Raw genomic sequence first — 19,810 nt, 5'->3', positions numbered from 1 at the left:
GAGTTTCTGCGCCGTTCGGTTCGCGTACTCGATAGCGGCGTGTGTCCGCGGGTCGCGCTCCCACGCTTGCTTCGCTTCGACGCTTTTAAGCCCGGGATCACCGTCTGTAGAACCGAGACAGGCTTCGCCTGTTTCACTGACCCGTAGGAGATCCGACCTTCAGAGGGTCACCCACTACGGAGGTGAAAGATGGCAGACAACGATATAGAAGAGGCCGTAGCTCGCGCACTTGAGGATGCCCCACAGCGGAACTTCCGTGAGACGGTAGACCTCGCAGTCAACCTGCGCGACCTCGACCTCAACGACCCGTCGCAACGAGTCGACGAGGGCGTCGTGCTGCCGTCGGGCACCGGACAGGAGACGCAGATCGTGGTTTTCGCAGACGGCGAAACCGCGGTTCGCGCGGACGACGTCGCTGACGACGTCCTCGACGAGGACGACCTCAGCGACCTCGCAGACGACACCGACGCCGCGAAGGATCTCGCAGACGAGACGGACTTCTTCGTGGCGGAAGCACCCATGATGCAGGACATCGCGGGTGCGCTCGGTCAAGTGCTTGGTCCGCGCGGGAAAATGCCGACCCCGCTCCAGCCCGACGACGACGTCGTCGACACAGTCAACCGCATGAAAAACACCGTGCAGATCCGCAGCCGCGACCGCCGCACGTTCCACACGCGCGTCGGCGCGGAGGACATGTCCGCCGAGGACATCGCCAGCAACATCGACGTCATCATGCGTCGGCTGCACGCGAACCTCGAAAAAGGCCCGCTGAACGTGGACTCCGTCTACGTGAAGACAACGATGGGGCCTGCCGTGGAGGTTGCCTAGGATGTCCGCCGAAGAACAACGCACCACCGAGGAGGTTCCCGAGTGGAAGCGACAAGAGGTCGCCGAACTCGTCGACCTCCTGGAGACGTACGACAGCGTCGGCGTGGTGAACGTCACGGGCATTCCGAGCAAGCAGCTCCAGGACATGCGCCGCGGCCTGCACGGGCAGGCGGCGCTGCGCATGAGCCGGAACACCCTGTTGGTTCGCGCGCTCGAAGAAGCCGGAGACGGCCTCGACACGCTCACCGAGTACGTCGAGGGCGAAGTCGGCCTGGTCGCGACCAACGACAACCCCTTCGGGCTCTACCAGCAGCTTGAGAACTCGAAGACGCCGGCCCCGATCAACGCCGGCGAGGTCGCGCCCAACGACATCGTCGTGCCGGAAGGCGACACGGGCATCGACCCGGGGCCGTTCGTCGGCGAACTGCAGACCATCGGCGCGAACGCGCGCATCCAGGAGGGCTCCATTCAGGTGCTCGATGACTCCGTCGTCACCGAGGAAGGTGAGACGGTCTCCGACGACGTCTCCAACGTCCTCTCGGAGCTCGGCATCGAGCCCAAGGAGGTCGGCCTGGACCTGCGCGGCGTGTTCTCCGAGGGCGTGCTGTTCACGCCCGAGGAGCTGGAGATCGACGTCGACGAGTACCGCGCGGACATCCAGTCCGCGGCGGCGTCGGCGCGCAACCTCTCGGTCAACGCGGCGTACCCGACCGAGCGGACCGCACCGGACCTCATCGCGAAGGGCCGCGGCGAGGCGAAGAGCCTCGGCCTGCAGGCCAGCGTCGAGAGTCCGGACCTCGCGGACGATCTCGTGAGCAAGGCCGACGCCCAGGTGCGGGCGCTCGCCGCGCAGATCGACGACGAGGACGCCCTCCCGGAGGAACTGCAGGACGTCGACGCGCCTGCGGCGCCTGCCGGCGGCGAAGCGGACACCACTGCGGACGAACAGAGCGACGAAACACAAGCGTCCGAGGCTGACGACGCCGACGATTCCGACGACGATGACGACGACGACGACGGGAACGCTGGCGCCGAGGGCCTCGGGGAGATGTTCGGATAATAACAATGGAATACGTCTACGCAGCACTCATCCTGAACGAGGCTGACGAAGAGCTGACCGAAGACAACATCACCGGCGTCCTGGAGGCCGCCGGCGTCGACGTCGAGGAATCCCGCGCGAAGGCCCTCGTGGCCGCGCTGGAGGACGTCGACATCGAGGAGGCCGTCGAAGAGGCCGCCGCCGCGCCTGCCGCCGCACCTGCGGCGTCCAGTAGCGACGACGAGGCAGCCGCCGACGACGGCGACGACGACGAGGAAGCCGACGCTGACGAGGCCGCCGAGGCCGAGGACGCTGGCGACGACGACGACGAGGAGCCCAGCGGCGAAGGCCTGGGCGACCTCTTCGGGTAACCCGGTCGCGTCGCGCGCCGACAGCCACGATCACATCGTTTTTTAGCCGCGTGCCACTCGGGAAGCCACGGCGCTGCGCACGCGTAGATTGAAGACGGGGAGCGCGGGCAGCTGGGCGTGATGGATGTCGCTGGTGTGCGCGTGTTGGTGACGCCGATGGGCGCGCTTGCAGTGCTCGCTGCGGTCGCGGCCGGCGTGGCGCTGGGGACGTGTTCGGGGCTGGTGCCCGGCGTGCACGTGAACACGCTGGCGTTGCTGCTGGCTGCGGCCGCGCCGCTGGCCCCGGGACCGCCACATCTCGTCGGTGCGGCGCTGCTGGCGGCGGGTGTCACGCATTCCATCCTGGACGTGGTCCCGATGCTCGCGCTCGGGGTGCCGGACGCGGCGCTGGCGGTGAGCGCGCTGCCCGGCCATCGGCTGGTGCTTGGCGGTCGCGGCCGGGAGGCGCTGCGGGTGTCTGCCGTCGGGAGCGCGACCGCCGTCGTGGTCGCCGTCGCATTCGGGGTGCCGGCGACGTGGCTGGCGGTTCGGGCGGCACCAGTGGTGTACGCTCACCTCCCGGTCGTACTCGCCGTGCTTGTCGTGGTGCTCGTCGCGCGCGAGCGGTCCCGACGCGCGCGGTTCGGCGCGGTGCTCGCCGTGGCTGCCAGCGGCGCACTGGGCAGCGTCGCGCTGCCGATGCAGCCCGACGCTGTCGTACCGACCGGTGACGTGTTGTCGCCGCTGTTCGCGGGGTTGTTCGGTGCGCCCGTGTTGTTGGCGGCGTTCCGGGGGGATGGGATCCCCGAGCAGGCCGACGCGCGGATCGCGGTGCCGCCACGCGAGGTGGTGCGTCCGGGCGTGGCGGGCAGCCTCGCGGGCGCGGCGGTCGCCTACGTGCCAGGGGTGTCGGGCGCCATCGCCGCAGTGTTCGCGCTGGATCTGACGGGCGACGACAGCGGTGACCGTGCGTTCGTCGCGGCGCTCTCGGGGGTGAACACGGCCAACACCGTGTTCGCGTTGTTCGCGCTGTTCGCGATCGGTGACCCCCACACTGGCGTGCTCGTGGCCTTCGAGCGCGCACGCCTCCCGCGGACGCTGCCGGTGTTGGTGGCGAGCGTCGTGCTCGCGGCCGCCGTCACGGCGGCGATGGTTCCGGCTGTCGGGGACCGGTACTTCCGGGCGGTGCGTGCCGTCGACCACCGCCGACTGACGGCCGGCGTCTGCCTGCTGTTGGTGGTGGTGGCGTGGCTGTTCGGCGGCGGAACGGGCGTAGGATTGCTCGGCGCGGCGACCGCCGTGGGGGCGATCCCACCCGTGTTCGGCGCGCGGCGCGTCCACCTGATGGGCGTGCTGTTGGTGCCGATCGCGCTCGGAACGGCGTAGGTGGATCGCCTATGGGCCCGCGAGGACGGTGGCGGTCGTCGCCAGCGTGGCGAACTCGCCGCGGAGGTGGGCGAGCGCGGTCCGGTGCACTACGCTGGGGGGCAGTCGCTCGCCGTCCAGGGTGCGGTCGTGGGTCGCCGTCGCGTCCCGCACGAGCGTCACGTCGAACCCGCGGTTGTCGGCCATCCGAACGGTGGTCGAGACGCAGTGGTCAGTGGTCAGGCCACACACCACCAGCGAGCCGATGTCGCGGTCGCGCAGCCATCCTTCGAGGGCGGTGTCGACGAACGCGCCGTTGACGGACTTCACGAACTCGGGCTCGTCGGCCGCGGGCGCAAGCCCGTCGGTGTACGCGAACCCTGGCTCGCCCTGCCGGAGCGGCGACGTCGCCTCCGTGGAGTTGTGACGCACGTGCGCGACCGGGGCGGCGGCGTCGCGCCACGCCGCCAGCAGCTCCTCTGCGTGTGCCTCCGCGTCGGGGTTGTTGCGGTCGCCCCACGCCGGATCGGCGAACCCCTGCTGGAAGTCCACGAGCACGAGCGCGGCGCGCCGCTCAGTCATCCCCGGACGCCGGCGGCTGGCTGCCCACAACCGGGTCGATGCCAGCGGTCGCTTTCGGGTGTTCGCGCGTGAACGTCGCGGGGCACTCCGTGGGGGCCTGGGCGTCGTCCTCGCGGAACAGGTACTGCACCCACTCGCGGTCGCCGTCGACGCCGAGATCCCCGAGGTCGGCGTGCGGGCACTGACCGTCGTACTCCTCGATGCGGTTCTGGATGGCGGCGCGGGCGCGCTGGCCGGCGTCGGTGTCGGCGGTGATCCCCTCGAACAGTCCGGCCGGCTGGAACGTGATTTCGAGGCCGACCGGACAGTACCGCGAGTAGCGGTCGTGGGCGGCGTAGAAGGGCGCCCGGCACGTCGGGAACAGCGGCTCTCCCCCGAAGCAGAACTCCCACCCGGGGCTGTCGGTGTCGGTCGGCACGTCGGCGGGCCACGGCTCGGGATCGTGGACGTGCAGCACGCTCAGGATGTGCCACAACGCCTCGTGGTAGTCGGCTTCGCTGAACTCGTCTTCGGGGGGCTTCCAGAACGTCACGAACGAGACGCGGGCGTCCCGACTGCCGTACTCGCCGAGATACTCAAGCAGCGCGTCCCGGAACCCGAGCAGTGCGTCGGGATCCGTCAGCGACGGCACGACCGTGTACAGCGGCTCGCCGTTGGCGACCGATTCGGCCCCGAAGTGACACGGGAACGGCGTGCCGTCGCGGTCCCCGGTCACGCTCTCCGAGAACGTCTCCCAGTGGCTGCGCACCCAGTCGGGGTAGTCGCCGGCGGCGACACGGTCGGCAAGCGTCTGCTGATCGACGACCGCCTGGAGTTCCGGCTCGTTCATGTCTCCAGGTGGGGATGCTGTCCGATTAGGTGTTGTGATCGGTGGCGTGGTGGATCCGTCAGCGCCGAACCGTCGCGCCGTCGTCGGTGTCCTCGACGGACACGCCGAGGGCTTCGAGGCGGTCCCGGAGGTCGTCGGCGCGCTCGTAGTTGCCCGCCGTGCGCTCCTGTTCGCGCACGTCCAACACGAGGTCGATCACGTCGTCGGCCAGCGACACCGCGTCTTCGCCCGCGCCGTCGTCGAACTGGAGGCCGAGCACGTCCCCGCCAAGCGTTTCGAACGCGTCGACGGCGTCGTGGAGCCCCTGGTAGTCGTACGTGTCGGTGCCGTCCACGTGGCGGTTCACCGCCGACGCCAGTTCGAGCAGCGCGGACACCGCTGCCCGCGTGTTGAAGTCCGCGCGCATCGCGGCCGCGAAGTCCCCGCGCGCGTCGGCGACCGCCGTCCGGAGCGCGTCGTCGGCGGGCTTGGCGTGGGCGGCCACGCTGTCGATGGCGTCGGCCGCGCGCTCGTGGGCGCGCTGGAGGCGCTCCCAGCGCTGGGTGGCCTCGCTGACGGTGGCCTCGGAGTACGTCTGGCGCTGGGTGTACGACGTCGACACCAGCAGCATCCGGACCACGTTCGGGCCGCGCTCGGCCACCGCGTTCGACACGGTGAAGAAGTTCCCCAGGCTGGAGGACATCTTCTCGCCGTCGGTCTCCAGGAGTCGCACGTGCAGCCAGTGGTCGGCGAACCGCTCGCCGGACGCGGCCTCGCTTTGCGCGATCTCGTTTTCGTGGTGGGGGAACACCAGGTCCTGCCCGCCGACGTGGATGTCGATGTGGTCGTCCAGGTGGGTCATCGCCATCGCCGAGCACTCGATATGCCAGCCGGGCCGCCCCTCGCCCCACGGCGACGCCCACGTCTGGCCGCGCTCGCCGTCCAACGGGGGCAGTTCGTCGTCTCGGTGGGTGTTGGCGTCGCCGGGACTGACGCCGCCGGCCTTCCAGAGCGCGAAATCCGCCGGGTGGCGCTTCTCGGCCTGCTCGGCGTCCGGTCCCTGTGGGTCGAGTTCGTCGACCTGCTGGCCGGAGAGCGCGCCGTACTCCTCGAAGCGGCGCACGTCGAAGTAGACCGAGCCGCCGGCCTCGTAGGCGTAGCCCGCATCGACGAGGTCCCCGATGAGGTCGATGATCTCGGGGACGTGCTCGGAGACCCGTGGGTAGACGTCCGCCCGCGCGAGGTTCAGCGCGCGCATGTCGTCGATCACCGACTGCGTGTAATGGGCGGCCACTGCGGCCTCGGTGTCACCGAGCCCGTCAGCACCGACGCGCGCGACGATCTTCTCGTTGACGTCCGTGACGTTCTGCACGTGCCGCACGCCGTACCCGGCATGCGAGAGCCACCGCGTCATCACGTCCGACTGCACCCACAGCCGCGCGTGCCCGAGGTGGGCGTCGTCCGAAACCGTCAACCCACACGTGTACACGAGCACGTTCTCGGGGTCGTCTGGCTCGAACGCCTCCTGCTCGCCGGAGCGGGTGTTCGACACGTACTGCGTCATCCCCAGAACGTACGGCGGCCAGCGCTTCAAGGCGTCGGAATCGTCGCTCCCACGGGCGGCATCGGGACGCGATCCCGTCGCGGTCCGCGACGTTTCCGCCGTGCGGTTAGCGCCGTACCGCCGGTCGGTTTATTGCAGGACCTGCGACTGGCAAGCTGCGTTTAAATACCCTGCGTGCGAAACAGCGGTGTGAGCGAGGAGACTGATCCCACGGCGGTGCTCTCGATGCTCGACGACGAGCACGCGAGAGCCATCCTCGCCGCTGCAAGTAGGGACCCAATGTCTGCGACCCAGCTCAGCGAGACGTGTGACGCATCGACCGCGACGGTGTATCGCCGGATCGACGACCTCACCGAACTCGGACTGCTTGAGGAGTCGATCAACGTCCGGTCGGACGGCAACCACCACAGCGTCTACCGCGCCACGCTCACGCAGTTCACGCTTGAGCTGGACGACGGCGAGTTCACCACCGAAGTCGAGTGCGAGACCGAAGACGTCGCCGACCGATTCACACGCATGTGGGAGGGATTATGATCTGGTTTCCAGCAATCGTCATCGTCTCGATGGTGTCGACGCTCGTGGGGTTGTTCATTGGCTACCAAGCCTACCGGGGGTTCAGGCGCCACCAGAGCACGTCAATGCAGTATCTCTCCGTCGGCCTCATCCTCCTGACCGCCGTGACGAACACGGCGGCGTTCGTCGGCACGGGGCTGCTCCGGCTCGACGTCATCAACGGCGGCCTGCAGCAGCCACTCACGCTGACCGTGCGACTCCTCCAGTTCGCGGGGTTGGTGTGTATCGCGTACTCGCTGTACCGCCGGCCGTCGTAGCCGGTCGCTATCGGCAGGCGACCGCGGCGGCGCTGGCAAGCAACTGGCTCCGATTGAGGGCGCCCGAGGAGAGCCGATACTGTACGCCGCCGCAGGCCCACGACACCCGCCTGGTGTGCCCCGTCACCAGGTAGCTGGCGGGCTGCCCGGCCACCGTGACCTGTGCGCCGGCGTCGAGTGCCGGACCGCCCGGCGGGGCGGTGAACTTCGTCATCGTGGCCCGGTGTGCGCCGGGCGCGCTGTACTCGGCGGTCACCTGGCGGTGGGCAGCGCCCGACGTCCGCCCGGAGTCGAAGCTGTACGCGGCGGGCAACTCGGGGTCGGGGACCGACAGCCTGCTCGCGTCACGCAGCGCCGGCAGTGCGTCGAAGCGGCGGGTCGTAGTGTCGACGATCTCCGTCGTCGCGTCGGCCGGCGGCGTCCAGCTGAACGGCTTCGCGGACAGATCGGCGTTGAACGTGACGTTCTCCAGGTGCGACCGCAGGTGGTACGTGGTCGCGTTGCTGGTCACGGTCGTGACCGTCCGCAGCGGGTAGTAGTACCGGGCGTCGAGCCACAGCGTCTGTGTCATGTCCGCTGCTGCGTCGGTCGCGGGTGTCAACCGGAACCCGTGGGCGTTCCGGCCGGCGACGGTTCGCGCGCCCAGATACGAGACCGCGTAGCCGGGCACGTCGGTCGTGTTGTCCGTGGCGTCCGCGTCGGCTGCGGGGATCGCGGGCAGCGGCGACACGCCCTGGGATGGCACCGTGACCGTCGATCCGTCGTGGGCTGCCGCGACGACGCGCTCGTAGAAGCCCGCCTGATCGACGACTGATACCGCCGCGTCGTTGTGCGGCGCGCGTGTGACGCGGTTCCTGCTGGCGTCGTAGGCCATCGTGCCGTGCCCGGTCACCAGTGTCACGTCGCCGGCCGTGGCGTTCGGCTCGCGCACCCGGCTGAACCGTCGCAACGAGTCCCCCGCCAGCGAGATCCGGAGGGTGGTCGTCGTGTGGCTGCTCGTGTTCCCGAACCTGATGCCGGACACCTCCGTGGCCGACACCGATTCGATGTCGTTGAGTCCGGCCGCGACGGCGGTGCTCGGCGGTGCACCGGTGTGGTCGTCCGTGAGGACGAACACGCACCCACCGAGCACGACGAGGGCGAGGATCAGGCAGAGCCGAACGGACACCATTGCATCACATATCTGTGTCATGTGATTTAAAATAGGCGAAAGACCCCCGTTTTTGGGGCCAAACGCACCGTTCCCGAAGCCACTAAGGCTGTGTCGGCCATACGAACGAGCATGCAAGCGTTGGTCATCGTCGGACACGGATCACACCTCAACCCGGGCTCCTCGGAGCCCGCGTACACGCACGCCGACACCATCCGCGAGTCGGGCGCGTTCGACGAAGTCCGGGAGGCCTTCTGGAAGGAGGAGCCGTCCTTCCGGAACGTGTTACGGACACTGGAGTCCGACGAGGTGTACGTGGTCCCGCTGTTCATCTCCGAGGGGTATTTCACCGAACAAGTCATTCCGCGGGAGCTGCGACTCGACGACTTCGATCCCGACGACTGGGACTCCGACGGCACCGACGCCGACCACGTCACGCTCGAAGCCGACGACGTCGAGAAGACGATCCACTACTGTGGGCCGGTCGGAACGCACGACTCGATGAGCGAGGTCATCGTCCAGCGAGCCAGCTCCGTCACCGGCCGCGAGGAGTTCGGCGACGACTTCGGCCTCGCGGTCGTCGGACACGGCACCGAGCGAAACGAGAACTCCGCGAAAGCCATCTACTATCACGCCGACCAGATCCGGGAGATGGGCGTGTTCGGCGAGGTTCAGGCGGTGTTCATGGACGAGGACCCGGAGGTCGACGATGTCACCGACTTCTTCGACACCGACGACATCGTGGTCGTGCCGTTGTTCGTCTCCGACGGGTTCCACACCCAGGAGGACATCCCCGAGGACATGGGGCTGACCGACGACTACCGCACCGGCTACGACATCCCCACGGCGGTCGATGGCCACGACATCTGGTACTCGGGGGCGGTGGGCACCGAACCGTTGGCCGCCGACGTGGTCCTGGAGCGCGCCGCGGACGCCGGTGCCCCGGTCGGTGACGCCGTCGACGCCGTCCGCGAACAGACCCGGGGCGCGAACGCGGCTGCGGGGGACTGATGTCGGTCGCAGACGCACTCGTAGACGCTGCTGATGCCGACGGGATCGACTTCGACGGACTCACCGTCGCCGCGGGCGACGACGGCTACCAGTTCCGGACGCCGGACACGGACGCCGTCCTGACTGCGGCCGATCTCCGAGAGCACGCCGACTCCCCGTACGTGACCAACTGGTACTACTGGGAGCACGACATCGGCGGCCACGACACCCCGCGGCGGGCGTTTCTCCGGTGGCTGGAGGGCGGCGACGACCGCCCCGTCCCGGAGCGCTACGACGCCCTGGATTCGGGACACACCCGCCACTGGGGGGAGCTCGCGGTCACCGTCACCCACGGCGATGCGGCCGGCAGCCGGCGCTACGACGTTCGGCACGCCGACGACGTCGACGCGGACACCGACACGCTTGCGACGTACACGGATCCACGTGACGCGCGCGAACTCGTCAAGCACGACGACGACGACGGCTATCGCCCGCTTTCGACTGCGCCGTCGCTTCCCCACGGCTGGGCGTTCACCGACCTCGACGGCGGCGCGCTGGTCGACACCATCGACTACGTCTATCCGGCAACGGTCGCGAACTGGCACCGCGAGCGCGAGGGCAGCCTCGACGTCGATCACTGGGCCGACGTTGCCGACCGCCAGACCGGCATCTACGGGATCGTCTCCGACCTCGACGAGGACGCCCTCGAATGGGCGGCCGAAGCCTGCTGTGTCGACTCCCAGTGTCTCAAGCGCCGCGAGTGGGACCGCGACGAGGACGACGCCCTGGACGTGCCCCGCGGCGACGGCGAGTTCCCGTGTCGAGAGCCCTGCTCGCTGTTCGTCGCGGCCGCCCGCAAGTTCACCACGCTCGAACGCGAGGACACCCGAGAGTACACGTTCGAACTCACGCCCGCGGAGAAAGAACAGATCGAGGACATCATCGGCGCGGTCGCCGACGACCGCACCGACGACATCCGCGAAGCCGACGTGTACGAGGGCGCGAACCGCTACCGCACGCGGTTCCTGCGCGCCAAGCGCATGGACGACCACGGGCTCTCGGGCACGCCGACGTACCCCGAAGACCACGACGACGACGGTGACGACGGCGATCACCACTAGCCGGGGTCAGCGCAGCAGCTCGTAGGCACCGACGCCACAGCCCGCGAGCACGCCCGCAACGCCCACCACGACAGCGCCGGCGTCCGGCACCGCCACCGCGATCGCGCCGGCGGCCGCGACGACCGCCACGACGACTGCCACCGGGATCACGGCGTGGCGGAGCGACACACCCGTGTCGGGCTCGGGGCGGGACTGTTTTTCCGTGAGCGTGTCGTCGACGGCCACGTCCGGCCCGCCGTCTTTGCGCTCCTGGGTGATCGACACGGTCACGTTCTCCGACTCGGCCCCGTGTCCGGTGACCAGTCGGAGCGTGCCGTCGGCGGGCCCGGCGTCCCGGGGGGCCACCACGTCGACGGTGCGGGTCTCGTTCGCCGCGACGTACACCTGGGTCTCGCTGACGGTGGCGATGTCCGCGAGCCGCTCGTCGGGCTGTACGTGCACGTGGAGGGGTTGGCCGTGGTTGACGAACGAGAGGACGAACGACCGGTCGGTCTCCAGGGTCGTGGCTTCCGGAGCGAGATCGCGTGGCCGCTCGCGGTTCAGGTGGACCGACAGCGTGTCCGGCACGTGCCAGCGTCCGCCCTGCGGGCTGAAAAAGATTCCCCGGGTCAGGCCGACGCCGACTCGGCGTCGTCGCGCATGTCCGGCGGGAGCAGGTTCGGGATGCCGTCCTCGATCGGATACGTTTCACCGCAGTCCGTGCACGTCAGCGTCCCCGCCATCACTTCACCGTCCTCCGTGGCGTCCGCGTCAAGCGTCAGGTCGTGTTTGTCAAGCGGACAGCAGACGATGTCCAGCAGATCCTCTTTCATACGTGCATGCTGGCGCGCGGTCGGCAAAAGCGTGCGGGTTCCAGGCGTGGTTACTGGAAGGGGTTCTGCCGGACGATGGACTCCTCGCGGCCGGGACCGACGCCGAGCACGTACGCTGGCGTGTCGAGTTCGGCTTCGACGTACTCGACGTACGCTTGGGCGTTGTCGGGCAGCGCGCTGTAGCCGGCGTCGGCGACGACCGCCGGATCGAACGCCGACCAGCCGTCGAAGGACTTCATGACGGGTTCGCAGTCGCGCCATGCTTCGGTGGTCGCTGGGAGCGTGTGGATGCGCTCGCCGTCACGCTCGTAGGCGTGCCCGACGTTCACCTCGTCGAGCTCGGCGAGCACGTCGAGGTGGTTGATGGCGATGCCGGTGAAGCCGTTGGCGCGGGCGGCGTGGCGGAGCATCGGCATGTCCAGCCAGCCGACGCGGCGCGGGCGGCCCGTGACAGTGCCGTATTCGCCGCCCTCCTCGCGGATGTATTCGGCCTGGTCGCCGTCCAGCTCGGTGGGCATCGGGCCGCTGCCGACGCGGGAGAGGTAGGCTTTGATGATGCCGACGATCTCACCCTGGCCGACGGTGGTCGGGCCGAGACCCGACCCCGTGGCGGCGTAGCCCGCCGTCGGGTTCGAGGACGTGACGTACGGGAAGTTGCCGTGGTCGATGTCGAGGCTGGTGCCCTGTGCGCCCTCCAGCATCACGTTGTCGCCGTCGGCGATGCGGTCGGCGAGGTAGTCGCCGGCGTTCACGGCGAGGTCTTCGTCGCGGATGCGGTCGGCGTACGCCAGACACTGCTCGTGGATCGCGTCGATGTCGAACGCGCCGTCGGTCTCGCTGGCGTCGAAGCCGTAGACGTCCTCGTAGATGGCGCGCTTGGCGTCGACGAGGTATTCGAGGCGGTCACGGAGCGCGTCCTCGTTGAGGAGGTCGCCGACGCGGACGCCGCGGCGACCGATCTTGTCCTCGTAGGTCGGGCCGATGCCGCGGCCGGTGGTGCCGATCTCGCTGTCGGAGTCGGCTTTCGCGGCCTCCTCTGCGCCGTCGAGCTCGCGGTGGAACGGCAGGATGACGTGTGCGCGCTTGGCCAACCGAACGTCGGGGTCGAGGCCGCGCTCCCGGAGCGCGTCGACTTCCTCGAACAGCGTTTCGGGGTTGATCACGCAGCCGTTCCCGAGGACGCCGGTCTTCCCGCGCACGACCCCGGACGGAACCAGCGAGAGTTTGTACTCTTCGCCGCCGGCGACAACCGTGTGGCCGGCGTTGTCGCCGCCCTGGTAGCGAACGACGACGTCTGTGGCGTCTCCGAAGAGGTCGACGACCCCCCCTTTGCCTTCGTCCCCGAGCTGGGCGCCGACGATGGTGACGGTCATGCTCACGCCTTTCGCCACGGTCGTGATACCAGTTACGGTCTCACGGACTCGCTTGGACACGTTCGTGAATATTCGTGTGGAATCCGTCGTGTCAGACCACGTAGCAGAACCGTTAATTGTTACCACCGTCGTAGTACTGTGTGTCGCTGTCGGTTCTCCTGCCGTGACAACATTTAAAACCCCGCCATGACTAGTTAACAAATGCCATGATAGATCGACTTGAGAAAGAAGTTGATATGCTCGAACGCCATCTGGAAGTCCTCCGCATGGTCATCGAGAGCGAGCCCATCGGCATCGTAAAGATGTCCAACGAGACCGGCTACCCGCATCACAAGGTCCGCTACTCGCTTCGCGTCCTCGAAGAGGAGACCCTCATCGAGCCGTCGAGCCAGGGCGCAATCACCACCGACCGCACCCACGAATTCGTCGAGGAACTCGACGGCAAAGTCGACGAGATCATGGACAAAATGGAGTCCATGAAGATCGACGCGGCCGCAGAGGCCGAATAACACCTCCGTCTTCTCCGACTACAGCTCCGGCACCGTCAGGTGGAACGCGTCGTCCCGATCCTCCACGAGACACAGATGATAGCCGGCTTTCCGACCGACGTTCACGAAGCTCTCACGGTCGCTGCGCGACAACAACCCGCCACTGGCGGTTGCGTCCCCAGCGGTCTCAAGCGCCGCCGGCTCGAAGAACGACCCGGTGACGTACATCGCCGCCGCGAGGTGATCGGTCCCCTCCCTGATCGCGGTGGCGTCCGACACCAGCGCCGCCATCTCCTCGGCGGTCACCGGATCCCGGCCCGTGTTGATGTCCGCGACCACCAGCGCGTTGCCCATCCGATCCCGCAACACCACGTCGAACGTGCGGGAGATCGTCGTCTCGTCGTCCGGGCTCACCTCCACCGTTCCGCGCAGCTCCGCGCGGTCAACGCTGGGAAGCGCCGCGTACAGCTCGCTCAACCCGCTCTGGTGGCCGGACTCCCGGATCTCGTAGGGGAGCGCTCGCACCGTCCATGACACGAACGTGTACGCCGCGGAATCCGTCAGAAACGACTCGAAGGCAGTTCCATCGACCGTCGCCGCCGACGTGTCGAACTGCGTGTGGTGGTCGACGCGGAGGTTCCCGTTGACCGCGTCCGGATCCGTCGTGGCGTCGAGTTCGTCGAGCGTCGGCTTCCCCTTCGAATCGTAGCGCACGAACAGATCCGTCCCCGCGAGCGCGTCCTCGGCGCTCAACGTCACACCAGCAGTGCCGGCGTCCTCGGTTGCGTCGGCCGGCTCGCTTGCCGCCACCTCCTCCTCCAGGGACGACACCGTCTCCTCAAGCGAGGCGACCTCCGCCTGCAGCTCGTCGCGCTCGCGTTCGAGCGTCGAGACCGTCGATCGGAGGTCGTCACGTTCGTCTTTCAGCGTGTCGATCCGCTCGCTCGCCGCCTGCAGTTTCTGCTCGCGCTTCTTGACCGCGCGTTTGAGCTTCTCCAGCGTCGACTGCCGCCCGCCAGCCGCCGATGATGACGACGAGGTCGACGGTGCCGACGCGTTCGTCGTCGACGCTGACGCCCCGGACCGTCCGGCCGGCTGCTCACCCTCGCTGTCAGCCGGACTGATCGTCGGCACTGACGTGGTCTCCTGCCACGCCTGCTCCCCGTCCGCCGGCTGGCTGGCGCTCCCTGGCGCGCCCGAACCCTGCGCCGCCGTCGACGCGCCGCCGTCGGCGTCCGCGGCCCGCTCGGCGCTCGTGGGCGCTGTCGGCGACGCCTCGCTGGTGGCTGCCGCCGACGCCCCGCCGTCGCTGGCCGCCGACTGCACTCCGTCTTCGCCGGCCGGCGGTGACGCGTCCTCGGTCGTGGCCTCGCTGTCGGTCGACGCGTCGTCGGCGGCGGTGGTCGTGTGGGCAGCCGTTTCGGCCGGTGTGTCGTCGCCGTCGTCCGGGCGCTCGGGGAGTTCGGTCACGCTCACCGGGGCCTTCACGACCTCGTAGACGCCGACCTCGTCGTCCGCGCGCTCGAAGGCCTCGTCGCCGGTGTGGAGCTCCTCGCGGGTGCCGATGAACGCGGCGCTCATCGAGCGGCCGCCGTAGTAGACAACGTAGTAATCCCCGGAGAGGACGTTCTCCGAGAGCTCGATGTATCCCGTGAAGTTCGCGTCCGTGAGTGTCTGGCTGGCCTCGGACAGCGGCGTGTCGTTCGTGTAGTATTTCGCCTGCGTCTCGCCGTCCTGGTGGCGCATCGCGTACAGCAATGCGACTGACTCGTCGGGGGCTTCGTACACCGTCCCGTCGGCGTCAGCGACACGGTCCATGTCGCCGTCGAAAACGCCGATCACGCGGCCGTTCAGGAAGAACAGCCACGTCCCATCGGCGTCGACCGCGCCGGAAAAATCGGCGTCCGCGAGGTCGTGGAGCTGCCCGACGCCCCCGGAGAACGGCCGGGAGTCCCAGGACTCCACTCGCTCGACTGTGCGTGCCTGCATGTCCGGGAGAATGCGAGGGCTGCGTATAAGCCTTTTCGGGCCGACGAGCACCCCACTGTGTGCCCCTGTGGACCGGCCGGCTACAGCTGGTTCGAGGCGTCGTCCGCGAGCTCCTCCATTCGCTTGCTGATGCGGCCAGCACTGGAGAACTCGTCTTCGCTCATCGCGGCCGCCAGGGCGTTCCCGAGCAGGAACACCGCATGCTTGTGCTCGCTTTTCGATTTGTGTACGTGCGACGGTTCAACGTCCAGTTCCTCGTACGCGGCGAACGCGGTCTCGTCGACGTGGTCGAACCCGAGGAACTGGTCTTTGATGTTCACCATCTGTTCGTGGAGTTCGAGGAGCTCGTCTTTGTGCATGCTCTCAGCGTAAGGAAGTCGTGTGTTTAAGGGTTGTTCCAGAGTGGGTGCCACGTCAGAAGACGTATTCGTCGTCGTGGCCCATCATGCCGCCCTCGCTTTCGAGGCCAGCACCGTCTTCGTCCTCGCTGGGGCCGCTGGTCTTGTAGGCGCGAATACCCGAGGACAGCAGCTGTTCAATCGCCTCCTCCCGGCTCACGAACTCCCCCTGTTCAACGAGCTGGGCGATCTGCATCTCGATCTGGTCGGGGATGTTGACTTCGACTGTAGGCATCCTAACGACCGACGCTTCGACGCCTCCCTTGATAAGCTTGACGGGCACCGCTTTTCGTCGTCGGAACGTTCACCCTGCGGAGGCTGAACTCAGGTTCGTCTCGACCCATCTGAGTCTCCGGATTCCGGTAGGAATACGTGATGGCGACGACTACCCCGGTGTATGACCGTCGAGGACGTAACCGACCTCTACCAGGCGTTCGGGGACGACCGCATCCCCCCGGGCCAACGCGAAACCACCAAGTTCCCCGTGCTCTCGAAAGGCGACACCCCGAACTGGGACCGGGACACGTGGACGTTCACCGTGACCGGTGCTGTCGACACCGAGCTGTCGCTGTCCTACGACGAGTTCCGTGCGCTCGACACGGTCACACAACGCCAGGACTTCCACTGCGTGACCGGCTGGTCGAAACTCGACTGCGAGTTCACCGGCGTCCCGTTTCCCGAACTGGCCGCCGCAGCGGGTGTCACCGACGACGCGGTCCACGTGCTGTTCCACGCCCTCGACGGCTACACCACGAACCTCCCGCTGGCGGACTGCATGCGCGAGGAGGTGTTGTTCACGTGGGCGTTCGACGACGACCCGCTACCCCCCGAACACGGCGGCCCGCTGCGCGTCGTCACCCCACACAAGTACGCGTACAAGGGCGCAAAGTGGGTGGACGGCGTCGAGTTCCTCACGGAACCCCAGCGCGGCTACTGGGAGAAGCGCGGCTACTCGAACACCGCCGACCCGTGGGCCGAAGACCGCTACAGTTAGGCCGGGACAACAGGGTATTTCACCCAGCAGTGCAAACCGTTGATAATGAGTTCGCTTGCCGGGGAAACGACCGCTGACGGGCCGGTCGTTGCGACGAGCTGCCGGGTTGCGGACGTCTCCACGCGGGCGTTTCTCGCTGCCCACGCCGAACCGGGGTTCCACTGGGCCGACCCCGACGGACTCGAACTGTCCGGGGCTGGCACCGCCGCGTCGGTGACTGCAGCGGGCGGCGACCGGTTCGCGGCCGTCCGCGAGTGGTCGACGGGGCTGTTCGCCGATCTCACCCACGACGGCCCCGACGCCGCACGCCCGCGACTGTTCGGCGGGTTCTCGTTTTTCGACACCCACACCGCCGCCGGCGTCTGGCAGGGGTTTCCGCCCGCACGGTTCGTGCTGCCGGCGATCCAGCTCACCAGCGTCGGCGACGAGACGTGGCTGACCGCGATCGAAGCCGGCCCGGACGCCACGGTGGCGTCCGCGTCGGCATCGCTGGCCGACGCCCGCGACGCCGTCGACTCGCTGCCCGCGATGCAGGCCGCCGGACCACGCCCCGGCGTCACTGACACCACGCCGACGCCGGGCCGGGACGCCTGGACCGCCGGCGTCCAGGACGCCGTCGACCGCATCCAGTCGGGGCCACTCCGCAAGGTCGTGTTGGCGACCGCGCTGCGCGCGGACCTCGCCGAACCGGCGACGCCGTGCGCCCTCCTCGAACGGCTGCGCCAACGCTACCCCGCGTGTTTTCGCTTCCTCGTCGCCCCCGCCGACGGGGGGGTGTTCCTCGGCGCGACCCCCGAGCGCCTGGCGTCGCTGCGCGGCGGCCGCGTGGAGACGGTGGCGCTCGCCGGGTCGGTCGGCCGCGGCGACTCCCCCGCCGCCGACGCGCGGCTGGCCGACCGCCTCCGGGAGAGCGACAAGCTCCGCCACGAGCAGGGCGTCGTCGTCGACACGATCGCGCGCCGCCTGGAGGGGATCGGTGACGTGGCCGTCGGGGACCGCGACGTCCGACAGCTGTCCACCATCCAGCACCTCGAAACCCCGATCTCGGCCGCCGTGAGTGCCGACACCCACGTCCTGGACGTGATCGAGACGCTACACCCCACCCCGGCGGTCAACGGCCTGCCGCCGGCCGACGCGCTGGCGACGATCCGCGACACCGAGACGTTCGACCGCGGGTGGTACGCCGCCCCGATCGGCTGGATCGACGCCGACGGCGACGGCACCTTCGGCGTCGGGCTGCGCTCCGGTGTGGTCGACGACGACTCGGTGACGCTGTTCGCCGGCAACGGCATCGTCGGCGACAGCACCCCCGACGCGGAGTGGGAGGAAGTCCAGCTCAAATACCGCCCCGTCCTCGACGAGCTACAATGACGGCACCGAACCGGAACACGCTGTGGGCGCGCGCGATCGCCGACGAACTCGCCGCCGCGGGCGTCCACGCCGTCTGCGTCTGTCCGGGCAGCCGGTCGACGCCGCTGACGGTTGCCGTGGACGCCCACGACGACCTCACGGTGTACTCCCATCTCGACGAGCGCTCGGCGGCGTTTTTCGCGCTCGGCCGCGGGAAGCGCACGGGCGCGCCGACCGCCGTCCTCACAACGTCGGGCACTGCCACCGCGAACCTCCACCCGGCGGTGATGGAGGCCGCCCAGGCCCGCATCCCGCTGGTCGTGCTCACCGCCGACCGCCCGCCGGAGCTCCGCGGCTCGGGTGCCAACCAGACCGTCGACCAGGAGCAGCTCTACGGCAGCGCCGTCCGGTATTACGAGGACCTCCCGGAACCGGAAGTGACCGCCCGCAAGCTCCGGTCGCTGCGAACCAGTGTCTGTCGCGCCGTCGGCCACACCACGGGTCCGAAGCCCGGCCCGGTCCACCTCAACGTCCCGTTCCGGAAGCCCCTAGAGCCGGTGTCGGTGCCCGGTGACGTGCCGCCGTCGTTCGACGACGACCACCCGCTGGCGGCCGCCGGGCGCGGCGGCGACACGCCGTTCGTTTCGGTCCACGACGGCACCACAGAGCCGGCCGGCGAAACCGCCGCCGCGCTCGCTGCCGCGGCCACCACCGCCGCCCGTCCGCTCGTCGTCGCCGGCCCCGCCGACGGCGGTGCCGGGATCACCCCGGACGCCGCGGCCGCGCTCGCCGACGCCACCGGCGCCCCGATCTTCGCCGACCCGCTGTCGGGGCTCCGGTTCGGCCCCCACGTCGGCGATGCGCCGGTCGTCGGCGGCTACGACGGCTTCCTCGCTGCGGACGTGCCACACCCGGAGTTCGTCCTCCGGTTCGGCGCGTCCCCGACATCGAAACCCCTCCGCAAGTGGCTCGCCGCGAGCGACGCCCGCCAGGTCGTCGTCGACCCCGCCGGCGGGTGGCGGGAAGCCGAGTTCACCGCGACCGACGTGGTCGCTGCGGACCCCGCTGCGACCGCGCGCGCGATCGCGGCCCGGGCCGACGGGACGCGGTCGGCGTGGACTGACGACGTGCTCGACCTGGAGGCGCGCTACTGGGCGGCGGTCGATGACTTCCAGCCGGCCGCCACGCTCGAAGGCGAGATCGCGGCCACGGTCGCCGCCGGCGCGCCCGACCCTGCGACGGTGTTCGTCTCGAACAGCATGCCGATCCGGGATTTCGACCGGTTCGCAGCGCCCCGTGGGGCCGACCTCGCGGTGCTCGGGAACCGCGGGGCGTCGGGCATCGACGGCGTGATCTCGTCGGCGCTCGGCGCCGGCAGTGCGACCGCCGACCCCGTCGTCGGGCTGGTCGGTGATCTGGCGTACTTCCACGATTCGAACGGGCTGCTGGCGCTGGAGCGCTGCGGGGTCGACGCCACGATCGTGCTCGTGAACAACGACGGCGGCAGCATCTTCCACATGCTCCCCATCGAGCAGTTCGACCCGCCGTTCACGGGGCAGTTCAAGACCCCCCATGGCCTGGACTTCGCGCCCACCGCCGACACGTACGCGCTCTCGTTCGCCCGCACGGACACCGTGGGGGAGTTCCGAGCGGCCTACCGGGCGGCGCTGGGCGACGCCGGCACGCACGTCATCGAGGTGTCGACGGACGCCGAGGCCAGCCACCGCGAGCGCGAGCGCCTCGCCGACCGCGTCACCGGCCTGTCGGTCTGACCGCAGT

22 protein-coding genes are annotated in these 19,810 nt (G+C 69.0%); 12 read left to right on the top strand and 10 right to left on the bottom strand.

Going from position 1 to position 19,810, the window contains the following annotated elements:
• The first annotated feature begins 189 nt into the window (after positions 1-189).
• From ACOZ32_RS09685 to ACOZ32_RS09670, 4 genes are all read left to right on the top strand, one after another.
• Positions 190-828 carry a 50S ribosomal protein L1 gene (locus ACOZ32_RS09685; RefSeq protein WP_010902795.1) on the top strand — a complete coding sequence of 213 codons (639 nt, stop codon included), beginning with the start codon at positions 190-192 and terminating at the stop codon, positions 826-828.
• A gap of 1 nt (position 829) precedes the next feature.
• A complete protein-coding gene (locus ACOZ32_RS09680; RefSeq protein WP_010902794.1) occupies positions 830-1,888 on the top strand; it encodes a 50S ribosomal protein L10 in 1,059 nt (352 codons plus the stop codon).
• A 5-nt stretch (positions 1,889-1,893) separates the two neighbouring features.
• Positions 1,894-2,238 carry a 50S ribosomal protein P1 gene (gene rpl12p, locus ACOZ32_RS09675; protein ID WP_424335183.1) on the top strand — a complete coding sequence of 115 codons (345 nt, stop codon included), beginning with the start codon at positions 1,894-1,896 and terminating at the stop codon, positions 2,236-2,238.
• Positions 2,239-2,358: 120 nt separating this feature from the next.
• The gene (locus tag ACOZ32_RS09670; protein WP_235158054.1) at positions 2,359-3,603 is read left to right on the top strand and encodes a tripartite tricarboxylate transporter permease; all 1,245 of its coding nucleotides are present in this window, start codon (positions 2,359-2,361) and stop codon (positions 3,601-3,603) included.
• Positions 3,604-3,612: 9 nt separating this feature from the next.
• On the opposite strand, the gene ACOZ32_RS09665 is transcribed toward ACOZ32_RS09670, so the two are convergent.
• The 3 genes from ACOZ32_RS09665 to cysS are packed head-to-tail and all read right to left on the bottom strand — an operon-like array spanning position 3,613 to position 6,536.
• Entirely contained in the window at positions 3,613-4,164 is a 552-nt protein-coding gene (locus ACOZ32_RS09665) for a cysteine hydrolase family protein (protein ID WP_235158055.1), read from the bottom strand.
• Complete coding sequence (locus ACOZ32_RS09660) at positions 4,157-4,993, bottom strand: YqcI/YcgG family protein (protein WP_235158057.1); 837 nt, start codon at positions 4,991-4,993, stop codon at positions 4,157-4,159. Before ACOZ32_RS09660 ends, ACOZ32_RS09665 begins: the two co-directional genes overlap by 8 nt.
• 58 nt (positions 4,994-5,051) lie before the next feature.
• A complete protein-coding gene (cysS, locus tag ACOZ32_RS09655; RefSeq protein WP_235158058.1) occupies positions 5,052-6,536 on the bottom strand; it encodes a cysteine--tRNA ligase in 1,485 nt (494 codons plus the stop codon).
• A 189-nt stretch (positions 6,537-6,725) separates the two neighbouring features.
• On the opposite strand from cysS, the gene ACOZ32_RS09650 reads away from it, so the two are divergent.
• Positions 6,726-7,070 (top strand): winged helix-turn-helix domain-containing protein, encoded by a 345-nt coding sequence (locus ACOZ32_RS09650; RefSeq protein ID WP_049892503.1) that lies wholly within the window; start codon positions 6,726-6,728, stop codon positions 7,068-7,070.
• The gene (locus ACOZ32_RS09645) at positions 7,067-7,366 is read left to right on the top strand and encodes a DUF7521 family protein (RefSeq protein WP_012289278.1); all 300 of its coding nucleotides are present in this window, start codon (positions 7,067-7,069) and stop codon (positions 7,364-7,366) included. The genes ACOZ32_RS09650 and ACOZ32_RS09645 overlap by 4 nt, the downstream gene beginning before the upstream one ends.
• Before the next feature lie 7 nt (positions 7,367-7,373).
• Here ACOZ32_RS09645 and ACOZ32_RS09640 read toward each other — a convergent pair whose 3' ends face one another.
• Entirely contained in the window at positions 7,374-8,537 is a 1,164-nt protein-coding gene (locus ACOZ32_RS09640; protein ID WP_235158060.1) for a LolA family protein, read from the bottom strand.
• Between the two features lie 111 nt (positions 8,538-8,648).
• On the opposite strand from ACOZ32_RS09640, the gene ACOZ32_RS09635 reads away from it, so the two are divergent.
• Both ACOZ32_RS09635 and ACOZ32_RS09630 read left to right on the top strand, forming a co-directional pair.
• A complete protein-coding gene (locus ACOZ32_RS09635; RefSeq protein ID WP_010902785.1) occupies positions 8,649-9,527 on the top strand; it encodes a CbiX/SirB N-terminal domain-containing protein in 879 nt (292 codons plus the stop codon).
• Positions 9,527-10,627, top strand: coding sequence for a DR2241 family protein (locus ACOZ32_RS09630; RefSeq protein ID WP_136361389.1), 1,101 nt, complete (start codon positions 9,527-9,529; stop codon positions 10,625-10,627). Before ACOZ32_RS09635 ends, ACOZ32_RS09630 begins: the two co-directional genes overlap by 1 nt.
• A 6-nt stretch (positions 10,628-10,633) precedes the next feature.
• On the opposite strand, the gene ACOZ32_RS09625 is transcribed toward ACOZ32_RS09630, so the two are convergent.
• The 3 genes from ACOZ32_RS09625 to ACOZ32_RS09615 are packed head-to-tail and all read right to left on the bottom strand — an operon-like array spanning position 10,634 to position 12,812.
• On the bottom strand, positions 10,634-11,194 hold the full coding sequence (locus ACOZ32_RS09625; RefSeq protein WP_136361388.1) for a DUF7524 family protein: 561 nt from the start codon (positions 11,192-11,194) through the stop codon (positions 10,634-10,636).
• A 41-nt stretch (positions 11,195-11,235) separates the two neighbouring features.
• Positions 11,236-11,439 (bottom strand): methytransferase partner Trm112, encoded by a 204-nt coding sequence (locus ACOZ32_RS09620; protein ID WP_010902783.1) that lies wholly within the window; start codon positions 11,437-11,439, stop codon positions 11,236-11,238.
• 50 nt (positions 11,440-11,489) lie between these two features.
• Positions 11,490-12,812: an adenylosuccinate synthase gene (locus ACOZ32_RS09615; RefSeq protein WP_235158062.1), complete on the bottom strand. Its 1,323-nt coding sequence runs from the start codon at positions 12,810-12,812 to the stop codon at positions 11,490-11,492.
• Positions 12,813-13,018: 206 nt separating this feature from the next.
• On the opposite strand from ACOZ32_RS09615, the gene ACOZ32_RS09610 reads away from it, so the two are divergent.
• Entirely contained in the window at positions 13,019-13,321 is a 303-nt protein-coding gene (locus ACOZ32_RS09610; protein ID WP_012289276.1) for a hypothetical protein, read from the top strand.
• 18 nt (positions 13,322-13,339) lie between these two features.
• Here the strand turns inward: ACOZ32_RS09610 and ACOZ32_RS09605 are convergent, their stop codons facing one another.
• From ACOZ32_RS09605 to ACOZ32_RS09595, 3 genes are all read right to left on the bottom strand, one after another.
• Complete coding sequence (locus ACOZ32_RS09605) at positions 13,340-15,289, bottom strand: cell division protein ZapB (RefSeq protein WP_235158063.1); 1,950 nt, start codon at positions 15,287-15,289, stop codon at positions 13,340-13,342.
• Positions 15,290-15,369: 80 nt separating this feature from the next.
• Positions 15,370-15,648, bottom strand: a complete 279-nt coding sequence (locus ACOZ32_RS09600) for a UPF0058 family protein (protein ID WP_010902779.1) — start codon at positions 15,646-15,648, stop codon at positions 15,370-15,372.
• Between the two features lie 55 nt (positions 15,649-15,703).
• Positions 15,704-15,922 carry a DUF7120 family protein gene (locus ACOZ32_RS09595; RefSeq protein ID WP_010902778.1) on the bottom strand — a complete coding sequence of 73 codons (219 nt, stop codon included), beginning with the start codon at positions 15,920-15,922 and terminating at the stop codon, positions 15,704-15,706.
• Positions 15,923-16,084: 162 nt separating this feature from the next.
• Here ACOZ32_RS09595 and ACOZ32_RS09590 point away from each other — a divergent pair, with 162 nt between their 5' ends.
• Genes ACOZ32_RS09590 through menD form a run of 3 tightly spaced genes read left to right on the top strand, consistent with a single transcriptional unit; the run spans position 16,085 to position 19,803 of the window.
• On the top strand, positions 16,085-16,681 hold the full coding sequence (locus ACOZ32_RS09590; protein ID WP_010902777.1) for a sulfite oxidase-like oxidoreductase: 597 nt from the start codon (positions 16,085-16,087) through the stop codon (positions 16,679-16,681).
• 45 nt (positions 16,682-16,726) lie between these two features.
• Positions 16,727-18,052: an isochorismate synthase gene (locus ACOZ32_RS09585; RefSeq protein ID WP_010902776.1), complete on the top strand. Its 1,326-nt coding sequence runs from the start codon at positions 16,727-16,729 to the stop codon at positions 18,050-18,052.
• Entirely contained in the window at positions 18,049-19,803 is a 1,755-nt protein-coding gene (gene menD / locus ACOZ32_RS09580) for a 2-succinyl-5-enolpyruvyl-6-hydroxy-3-cyclohexene-1-carboxylic-acid synthase (protein ID WP_235158065.1), read from the top strand. The genes ACOZ32_RS09585 and menD overlap by 4 nt, the downstream gene beginning before the upstream one ends.
• Positions 19,804-19,810: the final 7 nt, after the last annotated feature.

The organism is Halobacterium sp. MBLA0001 (assembly GCF_049705385.1).
In the GTDB taxonomy this organism is placed as follows: Archaea; Halobacteriota; Halobacteria; order Halobacteriales; family Halobacteriaceae; genus Halobacterium; species Halobacterium salinarum.
Note: the sequence above shows the minus strand (reverse complement) of the source record. Positions and strands in the feature narration are given on the sequence as shown.